This window comes from Acinetobacter psychrotolerans (assembly GCF_048552595.1).
Taxonomy (GTDB): Bacteria; Pseudomonadota; Gammaproteobacteria; order Pseudomonadales; family Moraxellaceae; genus Acinetobacter.
Genome location: NZ_JBIMDK010000002.1, coordinates 71,729 through 95,078, shown reverse-complemented (window position 1 = coordinate 95,078; position 23,350 = coordinate 71,729). Strand labels below are relative to the sequence as shown.

The following is a 23,350-nucleotide window of genomic DNA, read 5'->3' as shown; positions in this document are numbered from 1 at the left end:
TATATTTCCAGAACTGAGTTGCTGATGATCAAACTACTGAGCACAGATGCATTAAGACGTTTAGCTTTATCTCACCAAGGTTTAGCAACCTCATCTATATTTGATGAAGGCTTGAATGGAACACGTCAAGCGATTGAACACTTAGGTTATGTGCAAATTGATACGATTTCTGTAGTTGAGCGAGCGCATCACCACATTCTATGGAATCGTGTTCCGCATTATGAACCAAGCCATTTAAATCAATTGGTTCAGCAGCAACATATTTTTGAATATTGGTATCACGCCGCTTCTTATTTACCTATGCAAGATTATCGTTATGCCCTACCACACATGGAAATGGTGCGTAATGGCGAACATCGTTACTTTAATCGTGGTGATGCAAAGTTAATGAATGAAATTTTGGCACGTGTAAAAGATGAAGGGAAAATTAGACTACGGGATATTGAGCAGAAAAATAAAACCAATACAGGTGGTTGGTGGAATTCTAGTCTCGCACGACGTTCGGTTGAACAACTTTTCATGCAAGGTGATTTAATGATTAGTGAACGTCATGGCATGGAAAAAACCTTTAATTTGACAGAGCGTTGTATTCCCAATGATCTTGATTTAAGCATGCCGACATTAGATGAATATGCATTGTATTTATTAAAAACGACACTACGAGCACATGGTGTTTTTACATGGAAGCAATTGATTCATTTGAAGACTGGCAATGCAATTCGTGAAGCAATGCGAAAGAATTTAAATGAGCAGATTGAAGCAAGAATCATTCGTGTTGTTCATCATAATGACGGTGAAACTTATTATGTGAATGCTTTAGCATTAGAACAATTTGAGCCAGTAGAAGCCCAGGTTAAAATTCTATCACCTTTTGATAACTTGGTGATTCACCGTGATCGTTTAAGCTCCCTATTTAAATTTGATTATCGTTTAGAATGCTATGTCCCTGCAGTCAAACGTGTTTTTGGTTATTTTTGTTTGCCTATTTTATATGGCGATCAAATTGTCGGACGTATAGATTGCAAAGCACATCGTGCAAAAAAAACACTTGAAGTTATTAGCCTACATTTAGAGAATCATCTTTTTGAGAACAAGCAACTCGATCGTGAGCAATTTTTATCAGTATTAATCATTGAACTTCATAAATTTTCTGCTTTTAATCAATGTACTGAGATAGATAGGCAAGGAGCATTCATTTTGAATACTCCTTTTTAAATCATTGGTTATACAAAAGAATTACAAAATAGGTAAGATCGACGGAATCATGTCATTAATGGTCTTACCCTGACTAGTTTCACCAATTGCAGACATTTTCCAAGCACCATTATGACGATAAACTTTAGCAACAATCAACGCAGTATAATTACCTTTTGCAGAAAGGTTATATTTAGCAATTTCAGTATTCGTTGTTGAATCGACTAGACGACAAAAAGCATTTTCAACATTTTCAAAAGTTTGACCACGGAAACTACTAATGGTGAAAACAATCGCTTTTACTTGTGATGGAATTTTGGTTAAATCAACATGAATAACTTCATCATCGCCATCACCTGCGCCAGTACGGTTATCACCAGAATGCCAAATACTGCCATCACGGCTCGCTAACTGACCAAACCAAATCGCATCAAGCGGTTGATTATTATCATCGAACACAATTGCAGATGCATCTAAGTCAATTGAATCATCGCTTTTTTTACCAAACATGCCAAACAATCCACCACCGCTACTTTTAGCAACATCCCATCCTGCACCAAGGAAAATCTTGGTTAATGATGTACCATCACCTTTTTCTAGCGAAATTTTCTGTCCTTTAACTAAACTAATACCCATGACGCTTTCCTCTATGTTTAATTGTTTCTGTTACTTAAATTTAAAGTAGATGCTAACCAAGTTATATAGCTCTTTCTATTTCTTGAACAAATAATAACTTTACCATTGCCACGAAATTTTAAAACCATGCCTTCGCCACTGGTAAAGCTGTTCAATAAGTTTCCCATCAATCCACGATTTTGTGAACTTGGCATACCGATACTGTAATCCAACGTCGAATCCCAAGCGACAACATGACCATTATCAATGGTTGTTTCGCCATTTTGGCTACTCACTTCAACTTCCATTAAGGTGCCACAACCAGAGATACATAGTTTGCCTTGACCTGTTGCTTCCATCACAACAAAGCCACCTGTATCACCAAAGAAACCTCCACCCAAATTTGCTTGAAGTTTCGCTTTTACATTCACATGTTCTGTGGCTGCGACAAATGCACCGTCAGATAGAATGTATTGTTGTGGGCCGATGTCTAAAATTTGCATATCCCCATCTAAATTTGGAGAAAGTAAACATTGTCCATTACCAAAAGAGGCTTTAATTTCTTGTTGAAATAGCGATTCACCCGTCGTAAAGCGGCGCATAAAAGACTGAAATAAACCACCACGCAGGTTACCGCCTAATTCAAGGTTTTGCTCAATCATGACCATTGCATCAGATTCACAATATATTTTTTCACCCTGAACCAAATCTACTAAAAGAAAAGGTTCAGGACTTCCTACCAAGTCAAATTTCGCCATAATTACTTCTCACTAACGAATGATATTTTTATTTTTTGCTTCTTTTAACCACAGTGGAAACTCTTGAAGTAAAGCATCATAGAGTTGAGCTTCCGGCATACTTTGAATGTCTGCCATTTCAAAGAAATTACAGTTATCCACGACACGACCATCCATCGTATCCAGTTGCTCTAAGACACCATAGTTTTTCCCACCTATGCCGACGAATTGCCAAAAAATAGGCTGATCCGAAGCATCTTTGAGAATCTTTTTAATTTTTTTACTTTCAGAAACCCCACCATCCGAAATAAATACCACATAGACAGGTAAGTTTGATGGATTTTCTTTGGTGAAATATTTCACCACAGCTTCAAGTACCACAGGTTCATTATTGTATCGTGCGCCTGCATTCTTCCACTTAGGATGTCCACCTTGATCGGTATTGACAAAATTTTGTAGATTTTCCAATGTAACATCACTCAATCTAAGTGATTTTTCGGCAAATGCCCAACATTCGAAACTACCATCATCATCAAAATTCACGGCTAAAGGCATAATTCGATCCAGCACTTTTTGTACATCACCCTTAATATATTGTTGATGCATTGAACCTGAGTAATCCAACACCAATGCGACACGGGCTTTCACTTCAAGTAAGTTATTTTTTTCTAAGCTAATTAAAGATTTCTTAGTGATATCGACCAAATGTGGCGCAGCTTTTTCAATCTTATCTAGAACAACTTTTTTCTTCAGGTCAATCGATGAAACAGTGGCTTGCGTAGGTGCTGGCGACGCTGTTGTTTGAGTGGTCGAATGTGAAGTGCTTTCCTCTACTTCACCACCAAAATGTTGAACCAATGATTTTAAGCCACCATTAAAACCTTGCCCGATTGCTGCAATTCGCCATGCATCACTTTTATAGTACACTTCGGTCAGCATGACGGCTTTTTCTTGGCTAAAACTTAAACCATCTAATTGATATGTCGCAAGAGCTTGTCCATTTGGATGGCAGAATTCAATCTGAACAGATTTAATCTGTTGCATGGAGAATTGTTCATTAGATACCGTTGCGCAAATGACAAATCGAGATAATTGCTTGGCATCAATTTTATTTAAATCAAAAGAAAATAGGTGGACAGAATCTTGTAATTGATATTGAACTTCACCTTTTGGTGTCAATGGTTGATTATAGAAAGTCATATAATCATCACTAAAAAGTTGATCATTTGGCGTAATACCAAAACATGAAATATCAATATCAAAAGGTGCTGAAAATTGCACACGTAATTTGAACTGAGTCTCAGCTTGTATCAGCTGTTGCAGGGCAATTTTTTGTCCAGTAATGAGTTGCATTAATGTGCTCTATTTTAGTACTTGAAAATAATTTTGATTGCGCTCTAAATCTGTCTGATTCAGTTTTTAATCACTTTCAAGTACTAAAAGATAAATCTTTTAGTACTCTTTTTCTAAGCGGAAGTGATGAGCAACAATTAAACAGCAACGCCATAACTTGCAGCTAAAGCGCCTAAACCACCACCGAAGCCTTGACCAACGGCTTTGAATTTCCACTCGCCGCTGTGACGATATAATTCACCAAAGATCATCGCAACCTCTGTGCTGCCATCTTCAGATAAGTCAAAACGTGCTAACTCTTCAGCGTTATTGTCTTGGTTAAGGACGCGGATATAGGCTTTGTCGACCATACCGAAGTTTTGACCATTTTGTTGACCTTCATGAATCGTGACTGCAAAAACAATTTTTGCAACGTCAGCTGGTACTTTTCCAAGATCAACTGAAATTGTTTCATCATCGCCATCGCCATCGCCAGTACGGTTATCGCCTTGATGTGTTACAGAACCACATGGAGATACTTTTTGGTTAAAGAAAATAAAACCACCATCAACCAATACTTTACCGTTTTCGCCTGTTAAGAATGCAACAGCATCTAAATCAAAAGCTTTACCATCTGTAACACGTGGATTCCAACCTAAGCCCAAATCTACTTTATTCATAGTAGGAGCTGTTTTTGACAGGTTGATATTTCCGCCTTTAGATAAATTAATAGCCATGTTTTAGTTTCCTTTTCCCGTTGTAGTTTCAGTAGATTCTTGCTTTTTACTATATGAAATAGATGACAATACAGCCCAAACGATGAAAGCAACACCGATTAAACCTGTCACAACTTCTGGTACATGTAAGCCTGTACCACTTGCCAACATAATGAATGCCAGTGCGCCAATCGCATAATGCGCACCGTGTTCTAAATAGATATAGGCATCAAGTGTGCCTTTTTCTACAAGATAAACTGTCATAGAACGCACGAAGATTGCACCAATAGCAAGTCCGAGCATAATAATGACCACATCACTGGTTATTGCAAAAGCACCGATGACACCATCAAAACTAAAAGATGCATCAAGTACTTCAAGATACAAGAATCCACCGATACCACCTTTGACAATTGTACCCGTCACAGGTGCACCATTAGACTGCTGCTCTCCTTCCTCGTCATTACTTGAACTACCTTCAAGTAAATGTCCGAGTACTTGCACACCCACATAAACCACGATCCCCCAGATACCCGCCATAGTAACCACTAGACGCGAAGCTTCTGGTACAAAACTCGCGATAACCAATAATGCACATAGCGAAATAAATACAGAAATCGCTTGAATACTGCCTAGGTTTGCAAGTTTAGATTCCAACCAATGAAACCAATGCTCATCCTTCTCATCATCAAACAAAAAGTTAAGAAATACAAGAAGTAAGAACATGCCACCAAAAGCTGCAATTTCTGCATGATGTGCCATAAGCTTTTCAGAATACGTTTTTGGATCATTGAGTGCCAGTTTAGCCACTTCAATCATGCCCATATCGGCAGTAACACCAACAATAAGCAATGGGAAGATCAGTCGCATACCAAACACGGCGATAAGAATACCGACTGTTAAAAATAGTGTGCGCCAAAAATGATTCCAATGCTTTAGTACAGAGGCATTTACGACAGCGTTATCAAAAGATAAAGAAACTTCCATCACTGCGAGAATCGATGTAATCGCGAGCGCTTTAGCCATCGTCATCAAACCTGCTTCAGGACCATGACTAAAGCCCCAATAGGCTGAAATCCCTAAGCAGATGATGGTAAAAATTATAGAAAAACGAAAATGTTTCATTGAATTAACTCAAGGTTATATACTTATACCGTACTGGCGACACATGGCACTTAAACCACCGTTATAGCCTTGACCTACAGCTCTGAACTTCCATTCACCATTGTGACGATACAATTCACCAAAAATCATCGCTGTTTCAGTCGAATAATCTTCGTTTAAGTCAAAACGAACAATTTCAACATGACTTTGATCATTTACAACACGAATAAACGCATTCTGAACTTGACCGAAATTCTGACCACGGTTTTCTGCATCATGAATCGTTACTGTGATCGCAACTTTACTCACATCTGCTGGAACTTTGCTTAAATCGATTTTAACGGCTTCATCATCGCCATCGCCATCGCCTGTACGGTTATCACCTGTATGTTCAACTGAACCTTCAGGTGAACGTGTTTGGTTATAAAAAATAAAGTCATGTTCACCACGAACTTTATCGTTCTCACCTAATAAAAATGCTGAGGCATCTAAGTCAAAATCTACGCCATCTGTTGAACGTGCATCCCAACCTAAGCCGACCAAAACATGCGTTAAACTTGGATCGGTTTTACTTAAAGATAAATTGCCACCTTTATTTAATGAAATCGCCATTTTTTAGCCCTATTCCTTATTAATATGAAATTTAAATTGCACTTAAAACCTGTTTAAAACTAGTCCTTTGAACCTTGAGTCCAACGGAATCCAAAACGATAATGCTGATCTAAAAGCTGCTGATCTTTAAAATATCGAACTTCTCGATTCGCCTGAATTGCGCCATTGATATTTTTTAATTCCACTATGGCACAGGTGTTTAACTGGTCACCTTCTGTTAAACGAACTTCAATCACAGGTTGATCAGGGATTTTAATCGTTACTACGCCATCTGTCGCTGCCCATTGTGCTGCGCCTTTGTAAATATAGGTATAAATGACAATTCGTTCAATTTGATCCCACTGATTGCCATTGATATGTAAATTTTCACCATTTACCGCAGTGCCAGTTCGATCATCACCATCCAATTGTAGAAATGGCTTCTGCTCAAAGCGACCAAAACGATTACCCAATGGTTGAACTAAGTCTACTTCCCCATTTTTAAATTGGATCATTGCACCAAGATCCAGATCAATTGAACCTGAGCCTGATAATTTTTGGAAAAATGACTGTGACTTAGGCTGGCTTTTATTCCAATTTAGATTGACTGAAATTTTGCCGAATCCAGCGCCTTTTTTGGTTAAATTAATACTCGAATTATTTTTATCAAGATTGATCTTACTTAAATTGATATTTGTTGGTGTTGGTGTTGCATGGCTATTGCCTGCTGCGATAACAACCCCAAAATTTTCTGCAAGTGGTTTTAATCCGCCATTAAAGCCCTGATCTACAAATCTAAATTTCCATTGATTATTATGTTTATAAACTTCGGCGAGAATCAGTGCTTTTTCAGATTTATTTTGTGTATTGACTTGAGCTGTTGCTGTTAATTGATTTGCTGAATAAAGCTCTAGATCAATTGGGCGTACACTATTCAATTGATGCGGTTCATTTAATGTCAGACAAATGGCGATTTTTTGAATTTGCGAATCAATCAATGAGGTGTCTATTTTCAGACGTGTAATATAAGCATCTTTTGAACTGGACTCATTTAAAATGATGCTTTTATTGGCAGTACTTTGCTGCCCATAAAAAATCATGTCCTGATCGCCACGGACCTTTAGCGTGTTTTGTGCTAATTGGTATGCTGTGACATCCAATTCAATTGACGAAGAAAAACTTGTTTTAATACAAATTTCAATATTATGAGCGTTTAACGCAAGATTTCCACCAGCGATAAGCTGCATATATAACCTCTAAATCTAAAGAAATGATCTTTAAAGTGAAATAAAACACGTAATTGAATAAACTCTACAGTTTTACCAAAAAAATATTACATTTAATAGCTCAATTTAATTTATTTTTAAGTTTTACCCTTTATAGAAAAATTCAAAAAAGATTGCTTCTCTGTTTCAAATAAATTATATAACGAGTGCAAAAATGTATTTTTAATCAAAGTACTTAAAATTTTTATTGGAAAAACTATTTTTTCATATTAATTGTATATAAAATACAATGAGTAACATGATTATTGTATGTTTATTTCACCAATGAAACCCACTTAAATACCCTTATTCATTTCTTGAGATACGATACATGGCGCAACCGCAATATAAAATCTGGATTGCCGAAAGTTATTCTTGTCAAAAAGACATTATTCAATTACTAAAATCTTCCAACCTAACCCATCAATTAACTATATTTTGCTCGCATACACGTGAGCGACCTGAGTTAGCTCTACATGCAGATTTTTTTGTTCAACAACCGCCTGTACGACAAAGTGCAGAATGGTTGCTTGAGCAATGTATTCAGCATGGCATTCATTTATTATTTTGCGGTAAGCATTGTCAGTTTATTGAACCTTTAAGAGCCGAATTTGAAGCACACAACATTCAACTATTGACTGGGGCCATTGGTGCAGAAAACCATGAATTGATGAATAATAAATATCAATTTGGTTTGCACTGTGCGACTCAGAGTCTTCCTTATATTCCTGCCCTTTTGGTAAATTCTGCTGAAAGTTTAATAAATGCGATTCAGGCGTTTAAACAGCAATATACTGAAATATGTGCCAAGCCTGTTTATGGTGTATATGGTTCAGGTTTTGTTCATTTACGTGATGATGTTTCTTATTTTAAAAAATATGAAATTGCAACACAGTCTAATACTCAGCAATTTATAGAAGCGTATAGCCAATTGGCTGAGCCTACAGACTACTTAATTATGCCTTTTTTAGATGGGCAAGAATGTTCGGTCGATATTGCATGTAGCCGTGGGCAAATGATCAGTCAAGTGACTCGTATCAAATACGCATTTCACCAAGAATGTTTTGTGCAACATCCTTGTCACATAATCTGCTTACATTTAGTCAAATATTTCCAATGTGATGGATTAATCAATATTCAGTTTAAACAAGATCAAAATTTAGTGTGGCATATCTTAGAAATCAATGCGCGCCCTGCGGGTGGCTTTGCTTATACACAACATACAGGTGTTAATCTGATTGCCGAATTAATTGCTGATAAATTACAGCTCACTTTACATCGTGAACCGCAACTTTCACCTGTCAAAGTTTTACCTCTTACTCAAAGCATAAAATTGGATTTTTGACATTAATGAAGCATATAGATTTAAGCCGAGGGCGTATTAGTGTTCAAGTTAATCAGCAACATAGCCATTGGGATTTAGATGACTTATTGGATTTTGCAGAAAGAATAAATCCTAAAAGAGCTTTTTTATTCGTATCTAAAGTCTTAGGGAAACATATTCCAGTTGCGCCGTCTGTCATGCAACGTAGTTATGCCGATTTAACACGCTTAATTCCTACAGATCTACAAGGTCCAATCTGTGTAATTGGAATGGCTGAAACAGCTGTGGGTTTGGGTGCCGGTGTTTATCGTGAGTTAAAAAAAATTCATGGTCAAAATGCAATCTTTTTGACAACAACGCGTCACCCTGTTTCGACCCTACCAACGCTCGGTCTTTTTTTAGAAGAGCATAGTCATGCACAGGATCAATTTATTTTAACCAGTCATGATCAAGCCAAGCATCAACAAGTGATTCATGCAAAAACATTGGTTCTTGTAGATGACGAAATTTCCACGGGTAAGACGTTTAAGAACCTGATTAATAGTCTTAAAAACTCAGGTTTAGAAAATGTTGAACGTATTATTCTGGTCACTTTGGTGAATTGGGCTGAACAGCATTTAGCGACTGAAGATTTAGAGATTCCTATTGAAGTAATTTCTTTACTGCAAGGTCATTGGCAATGGCAGTCGAATAATCAGAATATTCAGATTGATATGCCCGATGTCAGTGCGACACATCAACAAGCACAGAAAATTATTGCACCCAATGATTGGGGACGTGAACCGTGTTATTTGGAATGTAGTGCTTGGTCTCACGTTAAAATAAACAAACCCAATGAAAAGATTTTAGTACTGGGTTCTGGTGAGTTTAGTTGGATTCCTTTTTTAATTGCTGAACAATTGGAACAACAAGGTGCTGAAACATATTTCAGTTCTACGACTCGCTCTCCAATTATGCAAGGTCATGCGATTGAGAGTATTTGTAGCTTTACCGATAATTATGGACTGAATATTCCAAATTTTGCATACAACGTTAAACATCAACACTTTGATCGGGTACTTTTGGTTATTGAAACTAAAAAAGACAGCGTAGATCCAAGTTTATTTGAACAAATCAAAAATTTAGAAGTAGTCAGCTATGAACCCTAAACCTTTAGTATTTGTAGATTTAGACGATACGCTTTTTCAGACACATAGAAAGCAGCAGCCAACACCATTGCATAAAATTGCAACGACAGATGTTTCTGGACAACCCCTTTCATATAAAAATCCGAAGCAGCAAGTTTTTGTAAATTGGCTACTGGAAACGACTGAAATTATTCCTGTCACTGCCCGCTCTGTCGAAGGTTTTAAACGCGTACAAATTCCTTTTCACCATGGGGCAATCTGTTCACATGGTGGAACAATTCTTGGAAAAGACAATCAAGTTGATACTGAATGGCTCGATTTAAAAATTCAAACCAATCAAAGTCTCAAGCTTGTACTGCATGAAGTTGAAAGCGTTTTACATGATTTTGCCAAAGAAGCAGATTTAAGTTCACTTCGCACTTGGACTTTAACAGAAAATGATTTAGAAATTTATGCTGTTGCAAAGCAAAATGATCCAACCACATTGGTTTTAGATCAGCTTGTACAACAGATCCCGAAACATATACTTGAACATTGTTACATCCATATCAATGGTAATAATTTAGCTATTATTCCTAATCATATTTCTAAGCAAAAAGCTGTTGAGTTTTTTATTGAAAAATATGATCCAAATCATGAACGTGTCGTTCTTGGATGGGGTGATAGCTTGTCAGATGCAGGCTTCTTAAGCTGCTGTGATTGGTTTGGAATGCCTAAAAATAGCCAACTCGATAAATTTTTAAATCTAAATTTAACGCAAGATCATGATACTAAGGGGTATTTAGGTCATGTCTAAAAATTTAACGACATTAAATCCGATATTAACAAAACTGGGCTTTCATAGTTCGTATCGTCCAGAAGATGTGACTTTCTTAATGCAAGTCGATGATATTCAGCCAACGGATGTTGAAGAAAAAGAATACTTGATTCAGTCTGGAAAAATGCATTACTCACAAATGATTAGTGTAGAAAATCCACCAACTGATGAGCATATGAAACATTTCCAACATGCTTTTGATCAAGGTGCAGTACGACTTGCTGAAGAAGTGCAAAAAATCGGCAATTCTTTATTACAACGATTTCCACACCAACCGATTGTATTGATTAGTTTAGTCCGTGCAGGTGTTCCACTCGGTGTATTGTTAAAACATTATTTAACTCAGAAAAGAATAACCTTTGTTCAAAGTCATTCAGTATTTCATTACGGTATTAGTATTATCCGTGATCGTGGAATAGATTTTGCTGCGCTACAAGCCATTATTGAGCAACATGGTGCTGAAAATATTATCTTTGTTGATGGATGGACAGGTAAAGGTGCTATTTGTAGAGAATTGACACAAAACCTACAAAATTTTCCTGCACTATTTGATGAAAACTGGGATATTCCACGCTTAGTTACGCTATCAGATTTAGCAGGTTACTCATGGTTAAGTGCAAGTATAGATGATTGGCTCATTCCTTTTGGGATATTGGGTTCTGTAATTTCAGGTCTGACTTCTCGTACTATTTTAAAAGAAACCATTGCTCGTGAAGATGCTCAACAGGATTGTTACAACCCTAAAAAATGGCACAGTTGTTTAATTTACAACCATTTACAACCTAATGATCTTTCTGTAGATTTTATCGAGAAAATTTTAAAGTTAATCGAGCTACACCCAGTAAATGAAACGGCACATTGGAATAATCAAATTCGTTTGACGCAACAACAATCATGTAGTGAAACCATTGATTGGATTGCAGAACACTATTCAATCCAAAACATTAACAGAATCAAAGCTAGTATTGCCGAAGCGACACGTGCTGTATTAAGACGTGTACCTGAGCGTATTTTATTGCAAAATGATAGTAATCCAAATGTGCAACTTTTACTGCATTTTGCTCGTGAGCGAAATATCCCTGTAGATGTCCTTGGATCAAAATTAGGTCCTTATTTAGCCGTTACGCTGATAAAGAAAGTTGAGAAAAAATAATGAAGCAACTTCACAATGCGATTGAACTCGGCGCTACGATGTACATTCCTGCAACACATGAACAGTTATGGGAAGTTACCCAAGGAATTAAATTTCCACAGATTAAATCTATAGCCGTTTGTTTGGAAGATGCCGTTTTAGAATGTGACGTGCAAACAGCAATGGTCAATTTAAAACATTTATTACAAAAACACTTAGAATTTCCAAGCTTAAAAGCTCCTGCTATTTTTATTCGCCCACGTAATATTGAAATGGCGAAACATATTGTCGATTGGGATTTAAATCAAACCTTTAACGGTATGATCTTACCTAAATTCAATATTTATAATTTAAATAATTGGATGGATGTGCTGCCTGCAAATTTGCAGTACATGCCAACACTTGAAACCAAAGAAATATTTGATGTTTCACATAATATTGAGTTGTCACAAGCACTCAAATACGATTTTCATAAAACACTATGTTTAAGAATCGGTGGCAATGATTTATTGTCGTGTTTAAATTTACGTCGCCCTAAAAATACCACGATATATCAAACACCTGTCGGCATTCTTATTTCTCAATTAGCTGGTTTGTTCATTCCCAATGGTTTTCAGCTGAGTTCGCCTGTCTGTGAACATTTTGAAAATACGCATTTACTCATGCAAGAACTCACCCAAGACATGAACAATGGTATTTATACAAAAACAGCAATTCACCCAAATCAAATTGGACACATTCATTCGGCTTTTCAAGTCCATCCAGAAGAATTTCATGAAGCCCAACAAATTCTTGCACATGATGCCAAAAGTGTCTTTAAAAGTCATGGTTCTATGATTGAGCCTGCGACACATAAAAACTGGGCAGAGATGATTTTACTCCGATATAAAACTTTTGGATTGGTAAAATCACCACATGCAACACAAGATAAAATTATTCTAAGTTACTGATTTTAATTTTTATAGATTTAAGATGAATTTAAAGCCTAAAGGATTAGGCTTCTACCATCTGGACGACAGCTAAACGACCACCATCTTCTTTAGACAATAAAATTTGAACACCATCTTTCAGTTCTATTTTACCACCAATTGGGATGTTGGTTTTATTCACAACATCGGTTAAATCTGGCAAATCCTCATTCACCAACCACCAAACATCATTATGCAAAACGAAATAGCCCTTACGTTTAGTCTGTTCTGGTGTTAACCGCTCATTTGGCGCAATCAGATTATTGGCATGCCATGAATATAGCGATTGCCCCGTCCATACCATTAAACGGTGGTTATCCGGTCTAAAATTTCCTTGTTGACGAGCTGAGTACAAATTCAAAATAGGTAATTTACCTTTGAATTTGGTATGGCAAAATGGACATTCAGGTTGCGTTGAATTATCAAATACATACCACTTTTGACCACAACGATGATTATGGCAAGGCTGAATCAAGTCAACCGTTTTGACCAAAGCTGTTTCCCAATCATTGGCAGAGGGTCGTTTACTTGAATCATGCAATCCATCAACAAAACTTTTAACAAACAATTCTGATAAATAAGGCCCTGTTACCGTAAAAGGTACTTTTGCAGGATCAGCCCAAGGTTGTTGGCTAACTTTAAGTTGAGAAGGTTTAACACGATTACTTGTATCAGTAGGATGTTCGACAAATAATGCTTTTTCACCCATTCCAATAGTTTCATCTTTTTGCGGATCATTCATATCATGAATTTTCCCACCACGCAGCGGATGGCGGTATAACAAATACATATAAATTAATACTGCTAAAGCGTGCTTATCCGTGGCAATACTTGGTAAAAAACGATTTGGATCTTCTTTAGACAAATGACTGGTTCTAACTACTTCAGGTGCAATAAAATCAGGTGTTCCCACAACATCAGGGGGATATTTACCCGGTACAACCAAACCATCGACATCGATCACACATGCACCGCCCGTGACAGGATCGACTAAAATATTTTTATAAGATAAATCTGAATGTGCTAAACCTGCGGCATGCATACGACGCACAGCACGTGAGATCAAAATCCCTATTTTGAGATAGTTAAGCCAAGTGCCTTTTTCTTTTTCATCTAAAAATCGATTCTGATTATTGGCACTAGCAAACCATTTCCCTTCTTTTTCCTTACCTTTGATTTGTAGAAAATCATTATTTTTCGAGCCATGTTCAAAAAAGAACTGCTTATTATAGGTCGGTGCAGTAATACCGAGTAAATTATTATGCTCAACTAAACCATCTGGCCAACAGAAAATATTCTTCCAATAATCACCACCAACGCCATTGAAAATACCTTGCCATTTATTTCCAACGATTTCTTTTAAACGGTCTTTTTGTTGTTCCAACGCAGCTTTAGAGTCATAAAACTTATTTTTTTCTTTACTAAAAAAACACACCACGTAACTACGGTCAGGCGAAAAATAAACATCTTTCATTGCACCTGAACCAATAATTTCATCTACATATTCAATCGGACGACCATCGACAGTATTACATTTGATAATTTTCGCTGACATTTTGATTACCTAGTTTTTACCTGACCTATATGCCGGATTTTTTACTTAATATGATATTTTCAAATATTTATAAATAAGTTAACTCTTCATTTTTAAGGCTTATTCCATAAAACTGCCATCGTTCTATCATCATGATGACCAGGAGTAAAGAAATGCATCCATTCTAATAAAGCAGTATCAGCAGATTCAATTTGCATCAAAGGATCAAGCTCTGCATACAAACGTTGCCATTTGGCATGATTAGACAAACCAGAATCTGTTTCAAAAATAGGATCAGAGATACCATCTGTCATTAACATCACTGCATTTGTATCTGCAAAACAACCTATTTTTAAACGTGTATTAAACTCTTGCGCAATGCTGCGATCTAAAAATTTTGTCTGTCCTGCATATTCACCGCCATCTGGTACATTCATAAGACGTATATTATTTTCGCTATAAACTGCAATTGCACCATCGCCAACAGAAAATGTGCTTATAAAGATTTTTTCTTTTAATTTACAAATAACTGCAATGAGAAGTGTCGTTGAGAATACTTTGGGATTAACAGCTAATTGATTGGCTTTTAACTCTATTTCCTCGATAATCGATTTATAAATTTCATAATAAACAAGGTGAAATTGTTGATTCAATTTTGCTGCAATTTCATTGGTTTCGGCTCTTTGACTACCCACTTGCCACTGTTCTAAATCATGATTCAAAACATCTATGGTATCTGGCGTTAAATAACGCCTAAATTCACCTTGAACAATCTCTGCAGCAATTCGAGAACCTTCTCTAGAATAATTTGCACTCCCTGCGCCATCTGCTGCACATAATACAGACCAAGAGCTATCCTCAATTTGTGTAATCGAAAAATCATCATCTCTAAATGTACCTGCATGTTCATGCGAACGACCACGGCGACTTGCGGCAATAATTTTATAATCCGCAGTATCTATCATAGCTTTATCAGTATGTTGTTTTGCAAATTCTTGCCCCGCTTCTGGTTCTAGTACTTTCCAAAGACTACGAGGATCTGCAATTACATTTAAACGACAATGCGCTGAACGCATTTCTTGCGCTACAGAAAATTGAAATGTAAATTCAAACTCTTGTGATTGCAGCGGCTCACCTTGAATCGTTTGACTATCTTCATCAAAAGAAAAAGCTTCATCTGGAAAACAAAAACTATCTGCTTTAAACCTAATTTCACTCGCATCATGATGAGAAATGATTATAATTTTAGATTGATAGCTTTGTCCTACACGTGCATTTTCAACTTGAAATTTAATATCTTCATATTTACTTCGTCTAAACACTGATTCAATCTCTTGTCTATTCTTCTCAGTTTCGGCAGAAAGTGCCGTATCCGATATTAAAGTTGCTGTAGGATTCTGCGATGACACTTGCTCTAACGGTGATTCTGCAGAATTTTCACTTGAAATGGGATCAAAATTTTCTACAGTTGGTTTTTTTGCATCTATTGTCGTTATAGCATCATCATCAACATCATTAATACCGAGATCCACAGAATCAACCAATGGTTCAGTTAAGTCATTGTGTTGAATATCCTGTGCTATAGGTTTTATCTCACCTTGAAAATGGTGATCCAAATCGATATTTTCAGGTAGCGAAATTTTCTCATTCAAAACAAGAGATGAATGACTTTTATGATTACTCTCAAATACTTCATCTTGTAATCCCTTTTCATTTTTTTGCTCAATCTCAACAATTCCATGTCGAATTTCATTTAATTTTTCTGGAACTTCGGATGCTTTAGATTCAGCCGTTGGCTCATTAATATTCAACGTATTTTCACAACGCAATTGCCTATTTTTCAATTCAATAATTAATTTAGAAAGTTGCGGTAAATTTTGCTCATGCAATAAAAATTCAGAAAATGCTTCGCTATAATCTTGTTTATTTTCGGCCAAAACCCGTTTAATTTTACATTCGTAGCTATCCATTTTTCCCTCAATTTTATTATCTAAATTCTTTATATTCAGTGATTATTAATACTATCATTATTTAAATATCACTTAAATTCCCACTAGACTGTAATGACATTAAAATGACAATGTAAGTATATTTACTAACCCTGACCTCGATTTAAATTAAAATCTTCACCAGAAGCTGAAAAACTAATTTGACGACGACACCACGGACAAACAACAGAGTCACGATAACCGTCATAGCACATTAAATTCCCACATCCACACACAGCAAACGCAGTTTCAGAAAAGCAGTGTGGACATTCAGGAAAACCATCTAATTCAGCTGTATTAATTTGCTTAATTGGTGCATTCTGATCAGACCATGTAAAATATTCTTCAGAAATAATGCTGCATGTATCTAATTTAAAATTATAAATATTAATGTTTAAATCTGCGGGGCTTTTATATTGTAAGTTCCTCGTATACTTGATGATATAAGGCTTATTCATTTTCTGACAGCGTCCGACAAAAGTCGCACAATGTTCATCAATTTTATTTTTACTTACTGATAACGCGTCTTTAGCTAAACGCATGTAGCGCTCATCTATTGGTAATAACTCATTGTTTTGTTGGTTATTTCCAACACTCACACTTTGTGACACCACAGAAGCAGTAATCCATTTACACAAACCTTTCACATATTCTGGGTTAATTTGATCAATTGAAATCACATGCTCTGTCAGTTTATTTAATATAGAAAAATCTACATCTGCACCCAAACCAATTGCAACAACCGTGGCTTTATTGGCAAATTTTGCATTCCACCGTTCAATGGCTTGTTCATACTCATCCGTTGGACGACCATCTGTAAATAAATAAACCATCGGCTTCCAATCACCTTTAACTTCACTGGTGGTTTTCATCACATAACGATCTAATTCTTGTCCAAGATGATCCAGCGCTTTGCCTAAATGTGTTCCACCACCTAAGGGTAAGTTAAAGTTTTTAAAAGCAAATAATTCGGTTAATGGCACTAAAGTTCGAACAATCCCTGCATAAGCAACGACTGAAACATACACAGTCTCCAAAGCATAAGGATCTTTTCTTAAACTACTCAGAATTAGATCGACTCCATCTTGAACAGATTCAAGCGGTTGTCCCACCATCGACTCAGAACAATCTAATACAAAAAAAATGGGTAAACGGCGCATAACTTCACCTTGATTATTTTTATTATATAATCCATATATAATAAGTTACTTAATAAAATCAGACTGATTACTTTGTTTTAAAATTCCAAATACAAGCACGTATGCTTATTTACATGAATATTTCAAATATTATAAAACCAACTGTATTTCCGCAGGTGGCGGAGGTAACGAAATTGAATCTGTTACCCCTGCACTACTGCTGCCTGCAACCACACTTGCCGATACCCATTTAAAGAAACTTGAAAAACTATTTGAATCCATGGTGTCTAAGACAACCACCTGATCTGTTAGTTGTAATAATGCTTCAGTTTTTGCTTTAGGACCTGCGGCACAAGCAACAATCGTGGCAAAATTTGACTGCTTAATGGTTGGAATAATTTGTTGATAAGCATATACATCTGACGGAGAACCATCAGTCATAAGAAACAATAAAGGACGCCAATCACCTTTTACATCATCAGTACTTTTTTGAACATTTTGTTGTACTTCATGCGCCAACAACTCCAATGCTGCACCCATAAATGTTGCACCGACATTCGGCACATCAAGATCTGGAATTTGTACTTGTTCTAACGGAGTTAGCGGTATATATACTCTTGCTTCCATATCAAAAGTGATCACACTCAAATAAACGCTTTCAAGCGCATAAGGATCTTGTCTTAATGCACTTAACATTGATTGCAAACCGACATTAACAGAATGAATGGGTTCTCCACGCATCGAGCCTGAAGTGTCCAATAAAATAAAAACAGGTAAACGGCGCATTTTTTTCTCTTTTATACGTAATTTTTCAACCATGTAACAAAATTATCTGCGGGTGATGAATTCCCGACAGCATTAAATTTCCATCCATTGTTTTCTCTGACCAATTCTGCGAACAACAAGGAACGCTGTTGATCATATTGACCAATTCCAGATAAATTAAAACGTACCATTTCCTTACCTGAAGCATCTACGGCACGAATGAACGCATTTTTAACCTGACCAAAATGTTGATTGTTAGTTGCACCATTATAAATTTGCACAATAAAAACAATCTTGTGATATTCAGGTGAAAGTGTATTCAGCTTGACGATAATTTGTTCATCATCGCCGTCGCCTGCACCCGTACGATTATCACCTGTTAACCAAATTTGACCTGAACGATGGCTTAAATTATTAAAGAAAATCACATCACTATTGACCAGTGTTGCCTTTTGAGAAGCATCCCAACCCAAGTCTTTGATTTTTCCATTGGCATCACACAGAAATGCAACAACATCTAAATCATGCTCTTCAGTCTTCGCACCAAACAACCCACCCAAAAAACCCTTTTTCTGCTCGGTAATGTCCCAACCTAAACCAATCGTCACCAATGACAAATTATGTTCTGATTTTTCAAGGCTTAGCCCCTGACCTTTAGCAAGTGTTATTCCCATCGTTATATCCTTTTCATATTTTTAAACGACTTATGAATGTATTCATTATTTTTACAAAACTACATGTCTATAAAACCACATTGACTTCTGGTGGCGGTGGCGGAAGATCATTCAACCCCGTAACTTCTTTTTGTCCTGCATCGACTTTTTGACTTCCTGTGGAAATACTTGCCGATACCCATTTGAAAAAGGCTTTAATTGTATTTGAATCTGCTGTTGCTAGCTCTACTACAACTTCAGTAATTTGTTTAAGAATACTGGTATCCGCATTGTGTCCTGCTGCACAAGCAATCACCATACCTGTTTTTACTTTTTTTAATTTTTCAAAGCCTTTCGTCCAATCATCCGTAGGGGCGCCATCTGTCATAATAAAAACCAAAGGTTTCCAATCTCCACGGGTATCATGCGTAGTTTTTTGCACTTCTTGATCAATTTTTTCTGCCAATAATGCAAGTGCATCACCCAGTTGCGTTGTCCCCGTTGCTTGTAATTGTGGTGGCTGAAACATCGCAATTTCAGTCAATGGCATCAATTGTCGTGCTTGGGTATCAAAAGTAATAATAGACAAATAAGCTGTTTCAAGTGCGTAAGGATCTTGTCTTAATGATGAAATGAGAATTTCTACCCCATTTTTAACAGCTTCTATAGGCTCGCCGTGCATAGACCCTGAAGTATCCAATAATAAATATACGGGCAATCTTCTCATTCATTTTCTCACTAGTTTTCTTTATCAAATTTTAATCGTTGTTACTATGTTTATATAAAAAAATGAACTGAAAACAAAGCGTTTTTACATTAAAAATATTTATTTTTTATCTTGTTCATTTAAACCTCATCGTTATAAGCAAAATAATGGTCAAAGATAGATTGCTGAAGTGAAATTATCGGCAGTTAAAATTGTAATTATCGATAGATTTTGGAGTTATAAAAATGCTAAAAATTCTGCCAAGTTCAATTTATACGATATAATTATTCATATTCCTTTTCTCCCCCCATTGTCTGTATCTACAGATTCTTGAGCGTGATATGTCTAAAAATCTCGCGACCCTTATCGGTTTAAGTGCAATTTTACAATGGTCATCCATTGTCGGTTTATTAAAGAAAATTAGCTTTAGTCTTGGTGCTGATTTAGCTGTAACACTCATGTATACATTGAGCACCTGTATTTTATTGATTTTCTTTAAAATTCCTAATCTCAAATTAATTTCTAGACAATATTTAGTATTCGCAACGCTCTTATTTGTGATTTATGAAGTTTGTTTTTCCTACGCCATTGCATTGGCGCAAACTGCACAACAAGCAATTGAAGTCAGTGTAGTTAATTATTTATGGCCAAGCTTGACTGTTGTCATGTTGATTCTATTTAAGGAAATTAAATTTAACCCCTTCGTGATCGTTGGTTTAACCATTAGTTTAGGCGGAATTGTTGTCATTCAAATGGGACAAGGTTCGTTTAGTTGGGAGAATATTATGCAGAATATTTATTCAAACCCAATCAGTTACATTTTGGCATTTATTGGGGCAAGTCTATGGTCTTTATATTGCGTCATTACCAAGAAATATAGCGATGGTCACAACCCGATTTCATTTTTCTTTGTCGCTATTTCTGTAGTTTTATGGATTAAATACTTGTGGTCGCATGATTTAGCCAATCTACCAAGTTTTGATTTAATCACAACAAGCTATTTATTGATTGTTTCTTTGGTCGTCGCTTTAGGTTATGCCGCATGGAATATCGGAATTATTAAAGGAAACATTACCATTTTAGTGACTTTATCTTACTTTAGCCCTGTAATTTCAACTGTTATGTCCATGCTTATTTTACAAACAAGTTTACCTACAGAGTTTTGGTATGGTGTCTTTTTAGTGACAATTGGCTCGTTTGTCTGTTGGATTTCAACCAATTGGATACAATTAAAAGATAAAATACTGCGCAGAGCTTAAAAATTTGTCTGTATTGTTATTCATTACATAGTAAAAGTTACGATTCAAAACAGACGAAAACATTTCAAATTACTTTTTAGAGAAATATAACTTCTCTACCGCCCTACGGTTCACCAAGCCTTGTACCGTATTTCCACCTGCTTTAATCCATACATCAAACTGATGACTTGCAGCAATATAATCGCCTGAATTGAGCAATTTTAATAGCGTGGAATTTTTAAAAGCACCCGTTCCAATGTTGTAGCTAAGTGACACTAAAGCATCAAATTGATTTTGGGTCAGCGTAACCGTAACAGCTTGATTAACCACTGATTCAAACTTTCTTAAATCATGCTGCATATAATCTTTCGCTTGTTCAATAGTACAACAATCACCATAACGAATAGGTTGCCCATGCGGATAAATTGTTGTTCCATAGCCAATGGTACAAACACCGACACCATCATCATACGCTTGAAGTTCTAAACCTTCGAAACCACAAATAAGATCTACACCTTTACGACTAATTTTTGTAATTTTATTCTGTGTAAAATCTTGAGCAAAACCAATATCATTCGAAGCACTATCCACAGCGACAGCAATATCAGATGAAGCTTTTTTATTTTTACTCAACTCATTCCATAAAGAAGAAATTAATTTAGACCAAAACGGGTTCATAGAAAAAACTCAAAATTAAAAACGATTTATATTCACATTGTTAAATTTTAATCCGAACTGATTCAATAGATATAGTTGTATTTGGTTTTATTCATTTAAAGAATATAAATGCTGATAAAAATCCCTCTACTCGATAATGTAATGGAAAATTAACAATATCTAAAAATACAAATCAAAATAAAAAATTTGGTTTCTACCGAGCTTCGTCGATGATAACCAGACCACTTTTTCCAAAGGGCTTTCTCAAAAAACCTCAGCATAATAACTCACGAAACGTTGTATATCCCTGCCTATGACTTTATTTACAGCAGTTTCAATTTTTTAAAAATCATCTACACAGTCATGTAGATAATTAGACTTAAAATATGGCTTAGCTTGTTATACTTTGAAATTCCATTCATTAATGACGTTGATGTTAGCTTTTAAGTATTAATATCATTGAAATTTAATAGTTTGACTTCATTTTACTAAACTTTAAAACCATTTGAGATTGTTTAAATGCAAAAACCAATCATCATGTTTGATATGGACGGTACGCTCCTTGACTTAGCTTTTGATGACCTGATTTGGAACCATAAACTTCCAGAACGCCACGCAGAAACCCATCAATGCACCTTAGAACAAAGTCAAAATATTTTAAAAGCATTCTACCAACAACATAATCATACACTTTGTTGGTATTCATCAAAATATTGGACAGAAAAAGTCGGTGTGGACGTCTTACAACTGCAATATGAGCATAAGGATAAAATTGCACCTCGAGTCGGATGTTTTGAATTATTAAAACAATTAACACAACAAGGCTACCGTTGCTGGCTACTGACCAATGCAGATTGTGCAGGTTTAAAACTTAAACTTGAAAATGTTGATTTAAGCCCTTATTTTGAAGTAATGATCAGCAGTGAAGAAATTGGCTATTCCAAAGAGTTTGTTGAGTTTTGGCAAATCCTACAAAAACAACATCCTTTTGACCCTAAATATGCATGTTTAGTTGACGATACCGCTCCGGTATTAAAAGGTGCTGAGAACTTTGGGATTCAACATTTAATCACCATTACACAACCCTCAAGTCTACGCGCAGCACGTCATGCCTTGGAATTGGAATATCCTGCGATTCATGATTTAACAGAACTTTTACCCATTTTATCCCATTTAGAAAATAAGGATGTCGATGTCAAAACAGCCTAACCTTGAACCTGTAGAATCTATGCGTGTAGACAAATGGCTTTGGGCTGCACGTTTTTTTAAAACTCGCTCCATTGCAAAACATGCGATTGAAGGCGGTAAAGTTCATCATGGTAATGATCGAGTCAAAGTATCTAGGGAAATCCGTGTTGGCATGGAACTTACGATACAGCAAGGAATAGACCGCAAAACTGTGGTGATCAAAGCCCTTTCAGCAGTTCGCGGTGGCGCACCCATTGCACAACAACTTTATGAAGAAACTGAAGCCAGTATTACACGCAGAGAGTTGCTTTCATCCCAAAGAAAATTGCATAATCTAGCCCGACCAGATCATCGTCCGAGTAAAAAAGATCGGCGTGACATCCATAAATTTAAACAAGAAAATGATCAGCAATTTGACCAATCTTGGTCTTATGATGATGACTAAAATTCGCTTTGGTCGAGCACGACATTTTATGTCGCATAGATAAATTTAAATATAGAACAGATTTTTAATTTCTGTCACTATTGCTGCCGTGGACGAAAGATCTAATTTAATCACA

Annotated in this window: 23 protein-coding genes; 9 read left to right on the top strand and 14 right to left on the bottom strand. The window is 36.1% G+C overall.

The annotated features are described in order from the left end of the window. The first annotated feature begins 24 nt into the window (after positions 1-24). Positions 25-1,215, top strand: coding sequence for a winged helix-turn-helix domain-containing protein (locus ACG94X_RS02200; RefSeq protein WP_419382096.1), 1,191 nt, complete (start codon positions 25-27; stop codon positions 1,213-1,215). Between the two features lie 21 nt (positions 1,216-1,236). Here ACG94X_RS02200 and ACG94X_RS02195 read toward each other — a convergent pair whose 3' ends face one another. From ACG94X_RS02195 to ACG94X_RS02165, 7 genes are all read right to left on the bottom strand, one after another. Next, complete coding sequence (locus ACG94X_RS02195; protein WP_419382095.1) at positions 1,237-1,830, bottom strand: TerD family protein; 594 nt, start codon at positions 1,828-1,830, stop codon at positions 1,237-1,239. A 17-nt stretch (positions 1,831-1,847) separates the two neighbouring features. Next, positions 1,848-2,567 carry a TIGR00266 family protein gene (locus tag ACG94X_RS02190; protein WP_419382094.1) on the bottom strand — a complete coding sequence of 240 codons (720 nt, stop codon included), beginning with the start codon at positions 2,565-2,567 and terminating at the stop codon, positions 1,848-1,850. Positions 2,568-2,579: 12 nt separating this feature from the next. Continuing rightward, the gene (locus tag ACG94X_RS02185) at positions 2,580-3,899 is read right to left on the bottom strand and encodes a vWA domain-containing protein (RefSeq protein ID WP_419382093.1); all 1,320 of its coding nucleotides are present in this window, start codon (positions 3,897-3,899) and stop codon (positions 2,580-2,582) included. Positions 3,900-4,036: 137 nt separating this feature from the next. Further along, entirely contained in the window at positions 4,037-4,615 is a 579-nt protein-coding gene (locus ACG94X_RS02180) for a TerD family protein (protein WP_419382092.1), read from the bottom strand. Between the two features lie 3 nt (positions 4,616-4,618). After that, positions 4,619-5,719 (bottom strand): DUF475 domain-containing protein, encoded by a 1,101-nt coding sequence (locus ACG94X_RS02175; RefSeq protein ID WP_419382091.1) that lies wholly within the window; start codon positions 5,717-5,719, stop codon positions 4,619-4,621. 15 nt (positions 5,720-5,734) lie between these two features. Further along, positions 5,735-6,310, bottom strand: coding sequence for a TerD family protein (locus ACG94X_RS02170; RefSeq protein WP_419382090.1), 576 nt, complete (start codon positions 6,308-6,310; stop codon positions 5,735-5,737). 59 nt (positions 6,311-6,369) lie between these two features. Beyond that, positions 6,370-7,536: a TerD family protein gene (locus ACG94X_RS02165; protein ID WP_419382089.1), complete on the bottom strand. Its 1,167-nt coding sequence runs from the start codon at positions 7,534-7,536 to the stop codon at positions 6,370-6,372. A gap of 349 nt (positions 7,537-7,885) precedes the next feature. Between ACG94X_RS02165 and ACG94X_RS02160 the strand changes: the two genes are divergently transcribed. The 5 genes from ACG94X_RS02160 to ACG94X_RS02140 are packed head-to-tail and all read left to right on the top strand — an operon-like array spanning position 7,886 to position 12,904. Continuing rightward, the gene (locus ACG94X_RS02160) at positions 7,886-8,899 is read left to right on the top strand and encodes an ATP-grasp domain-containing protein (RefSeq protein WP_419382088.1); all 1,014 of its coding nucleotides are present in this window, start codon (positions 7,886-7,888) and stop codon (positions 8,897-8,899) included. A 5-nt stretch (positions 8,900-8,904) separates the two neighbouring features. Continuing rightward, the gene (locus ACG94X_RS02155; protein ID WP_419382087.1) at positions 8,905-10,026 is read left to right on the top strand and encodes a phosphoribosyltransferase domain-containing protein; all 1,122 of its coding nucleotides are present in this window, start codon (positions 8,905-8,907) and stop codon (positions 10,024-10,026) included. After that, complete coding sequence (locus ACG94X_RS02150; RefSeq protein ID WP_419382086.1) at positions 10,016-10,801, top strand: HAD hydrolase family protein; 786 nt, start codon at positions 10,016-10,018, stop codon at positions 10,799-10,801. The genes ACG94X_RS02155 and ACG94X_RS02150 overlap by 11 nt, the downstream gene beginning before the upstream one ends. Beyond that, entirely contained in the window at positions 10,794-11,975 is a 1,182-nt protein-coding gene (locus ACG94X_RS02145) for a cysteine protease StiP family protein (protein WP_419382085.1), read from the top strand. Before ACG94X_RS02150 ends, ACG94X_RS02145 begins: the two co-directional genes overlap by 8 nt. Continuing rightward, the gene (locus ACG94X_RS02140) at positions 11,975-12,904 is read left to right on the top strand and encodes an HpcH/HpaI aldolase/citrate lyase family protein (protein ID WP_419382084.1); all 930 of its coding nucleotides are present in this window, start codon (positions 11,975-11,977) and stop codon (positions 12,902-12,904) included. Before ACG94X_RS02145 ends, ACG94X_RS02140 begins: the two co-directional genes overlap by 1 nt. A 43-nt stretch (positions 12,905-12,947) precedes the next feature. On the opposite strand, the gene ACG94X_RS02135 is transcribed toward ACG94X_RS02140, so the two are convergent. The 6 genes from ACG94X_RS02135 to ACG94X_RS02110 all read right to left on the bottom strand — a co-directional run bounded on the left by ACG94X_RS02135 (position 12,948) and on the right by ACG94X_RS02110 (position 19,728). Continuing rightward, the gene (locus ACG94X_RS02135) at positions 12,948-14,477 is read right to left on the bottom strand and encodes a helix-hairpin-helix domain-containing protein (RefSeq protein ID WP_419382083.1); all 1,530 of its coding nucleotides are present in this window, start codon (positions 14,475-14,477) and stop codon (positions 12,948-12,950) included. 92 nt (positions 14,478-14,569) lie between these two features. Then, positions 14,570-16,426 carry a PP2C family serine/threonine-protein phosphatase gene (locus tag ACG94X_RS02130; RefSeq protein ID WP_419382082.1) on the bottom strand — a complete coding sequence of 619 codons (1,857 nt, stop codon included), beginning with the start codon at positions 16,424-16,426 and terminating at the stop codon, positions 14,570-14,572. Between the two features lie 125 nt (positions 16,427-16,551). Then, positions 16,552-17,604, bottom strand: a complete 1,053-nt coding sequence (locus tag ACG94X_RS02125) for a TerY-C metal binding domain-containing protein (protein ID WP_419382081.1) — start codon at positions 17,602-17,604, stop codon at positions 16,552-16,554. 129 nt (positions 17,605-17,733) lie between these two features. Further along, positions 17,734-18,369: a vWA domain-containing protein gene (locus tag ACG94X_RS02120; RefSeq protein ID WP_419382080.1), complete on the bottom strand. Its 636-nt coding sequence runs from the start codon at positions 18,367-18,369 to the stop codon at positions 17,734-17,736. 11 nt (positions 18,370-18,380) lie between these two features. Further along, positions 18,381-19,022, bottom strand: coding sequence for a TerD family protein (locus tag ACG94X_RS02115; protein WP_419382079.1), 642 nt, complete (start codon positions 19,020-19,022; stop codon positions 18,381-18,383). A 67-nt stretch (positions 19,023-19,089) separates the two neighbouring features. Further along, entirely contained in the window at positions 19,090-19,728 is a 639-nt protein-coding gene (locus ACG94X_RS02110; RefSeq protein WP_419382078.1) for a vWA domain-containing protein, read from the bottom strand. Positions 19,729-20,048: 320 nt separating this feature from the next. On the opposite strand from ACG94X_RS02110, the gene yddG reads away from it, so the two are divergent. Continuing rightward, on the top strand, positions 20,049-20,966 hold the full coding sequence (gene yddG / locus ACG94X_RS02105; RefSeq protein WP_419382077.1) for an aromatic amino acid DMT transporter YddG: 918 nt from the start codon (positions 20,049-20,051) through the stop codon (positions 20,964-20,966). A gap of 69 nt (positions 20,967-21,035) precedes the next feature. Here yddG and ACG94X_RS02100 read toward each other — a convergent pair whose 3' ends face one another. Then, positions 21,036-21,623, bottom strand: a complete 588-nt coding sequence (locus tag ACG94X_RS02100; RefSeq protein WP_419382076.1) for a lysozyme — start codon at positions 21,621-21,623, stop codon at positions 21,036-21,038. Positions 21,624-22,121: 498 nt separating this feature from the next. On the opposite strand from ACG94X_RS02100, the gene ACG94X_RS02095 reads away from it, so the two are divergent. Then, on the top strand, positions 22,122-22,811 hold the full coding sequence (locus tag ACG94X_RS02095; protein ID WP_419382075.1) for an HAD-IA family hydrolase: 690 nt from the start codon (positions 22,122-22,124) through the stop codon (positions 22,809-22,811). After that, on the top strand, positions 22,795-23,235 hold the full coding sequence (hslR, locus tag ACG94X_RS02090) for an Hsp15 family ribosome-associated heat shock protein (RefSeq protein WP_419382074.1): 441 nt from the start codon (positions 22,795-22,797) through the stop codon (positions 23,233-23,235). The genes ACG94X_RS02095 and hslR overlap by 17 nt, the downstream gene beginning before the upstream one ends. The last annotated feature ends 115 nt before the right edge of the window (positions 23,236-23,350 follow it).

Coding starts and splice junctions, on each gene's coding strand:
- ACG94X_RS02190 (WP_419382094.1), bottom strand. CDS start 2,567: ATGGCGAAATTTGACTTGGTAGGAAGTCCTGAACCTTTTCTTTTAGTA.
- ACG94X_RS02150 (WP_419382086.1), top strand. CDS start 10,016: ATGAACCCTAAACCTTTAGTATTTGTAGATTTAGACGATACGCTTTTT.
- ACG94X_RS02160 (WP_419382088.1), top strand. CDS start 7,886: ATGGCGCAACCGCAATATAAAATCTGGATTGCCGAAAGTTATTCTTGT.
- ACG94X_RS02100 (WP_419382076.1), bottom strand. CDS start 21,623: ATGAACCCGTTTTGGTCTAAATTAATTTCTTCTTTATGGAATGAGTTG.
- hslR (WP_419382074.1), top strand. CDS start 22,795: ATGTCAAAACAGCCTAACCTTGAACCTGTAGAATCTATGCGTGTAGAC.
- ACG94X_RS02165 (WP_419382089.1), bottom strand. CDS start 7,536: ATGCAGCTTATCGCTGGTGGAAATCTTGCGTTAAACGCTCATAATATT.
- ACG94X_RS02095 (WP_419382075.1), top strand. CDS start 22,122: ATGCAAAAACCAATCATCATGTTTGATATGGACGGTACGCTCCTTGAC.
- ACG94X_RS02180 (WP_419382092.1), bottom strand. CDS start 4,615: ATGGCTATTAATTTATCTAAAGGCGGAAATATCAACCTGTCAAAAACA.
- ACG94X_RS02115 (WP_419382079.1), bottom strand. CDS start 19,022: ATGGGAATAACACTTGCTAAAGGTCAGGGGCTAAGCCTTGAAAAATCA.
- ACG94X_RS02130 (WP_419382082.1), bottom strand. CDS start 16,426: ATGGATAGCTACGAATGTAAAATTAAACGGGTTTTGGCCGAAAATAAA.
- ACG94X_RS02145 (WP_419382085.1), top strand. CDS start 10,794: ATGTCTAAAAATTTAACGACATTAAATCCGATATTAACAAAACTGGGC.
- ACG94X_RS02155 (WP_419382087.1), top strand. CDS start 8,905: ATGAAGCATATAGATTTAAGCCGAGGGCGTATTAGTGTTCAAGTTAAT.
- ACG94X_RS02175 (WP_419382091.1), bottom strand. CDS start 5,719: ATGAAACATTTTCGTTTTTCTATAATTTTTACCATCATCTGCTTAGGG.
- ACG94X_RS02110 (WP_419382078.1), bottom strand. CDS start 19,728: ATGAGAAGATTGCCCGTATATTTATTATTGGATACTTCAGGGTCTATG.
- ACG94X_RS02195 (WP_419382095.1), bottom strand. CDS start 1,830: ATGGGTATTAGTTTAGTTAAAGGACAGAAAATTTCGCTAGAAAAAGGT.
- ACG94X_RS02135 (WP_419382083.1), bottom strand. CDS start 14,477: ATGTCAGCGAAAATTATCAAATGTAATACTGTCGATGGTCGTCCGATT.
- ACG94X_RS02120 (WP_419382080.1), bottom strand. CDS start 18,369: ATGCGCCGTTTACCTGTTTTTATTTTATTGGACACTTCAGGCTCGATG.
- ACG94X_RS02125 (WP_419382081.1), bottom strand. CDS start 17,604: ATGCGCCGTTTACCCATTTTTTTTGTATTAGATTGTTCTGAGTCGATG.
- ACG94X_RS02200 (WP_419382096.1), top strand. CDS start 25: ATGATCAAACTACTGAGCACAGATGCATTAAGACGTTTAGCTTTATCT.
- ACG94X_RS02140 (WP_419382084.1), top strand. CDS start 11,975: ATGAAGCAACTTCACAATGCGATTGAACTCGGCGCTACGATGTACATT.
- ACG94X_RS02170 (WP_419382090.1), bottom strand. CDS start 6,310: ATGGCGATTTCATTAAATAAAGGTGGCAATTTATCTTTAAGTAAAACC.
- yddG (WP_419382077.1), top strand. CDS start 20,049: ATGTCTAAAAATCTCGCGACCCTTATCGGTTTAAGTGCAATTTTACAA.
- ACG94X_RS02185 (WP_419382093.1), bottom strand. CDS start 3,899: ATGCAACTCATTACTGGACAAAAAATTGCCCTGCAACAGCTGATACAA.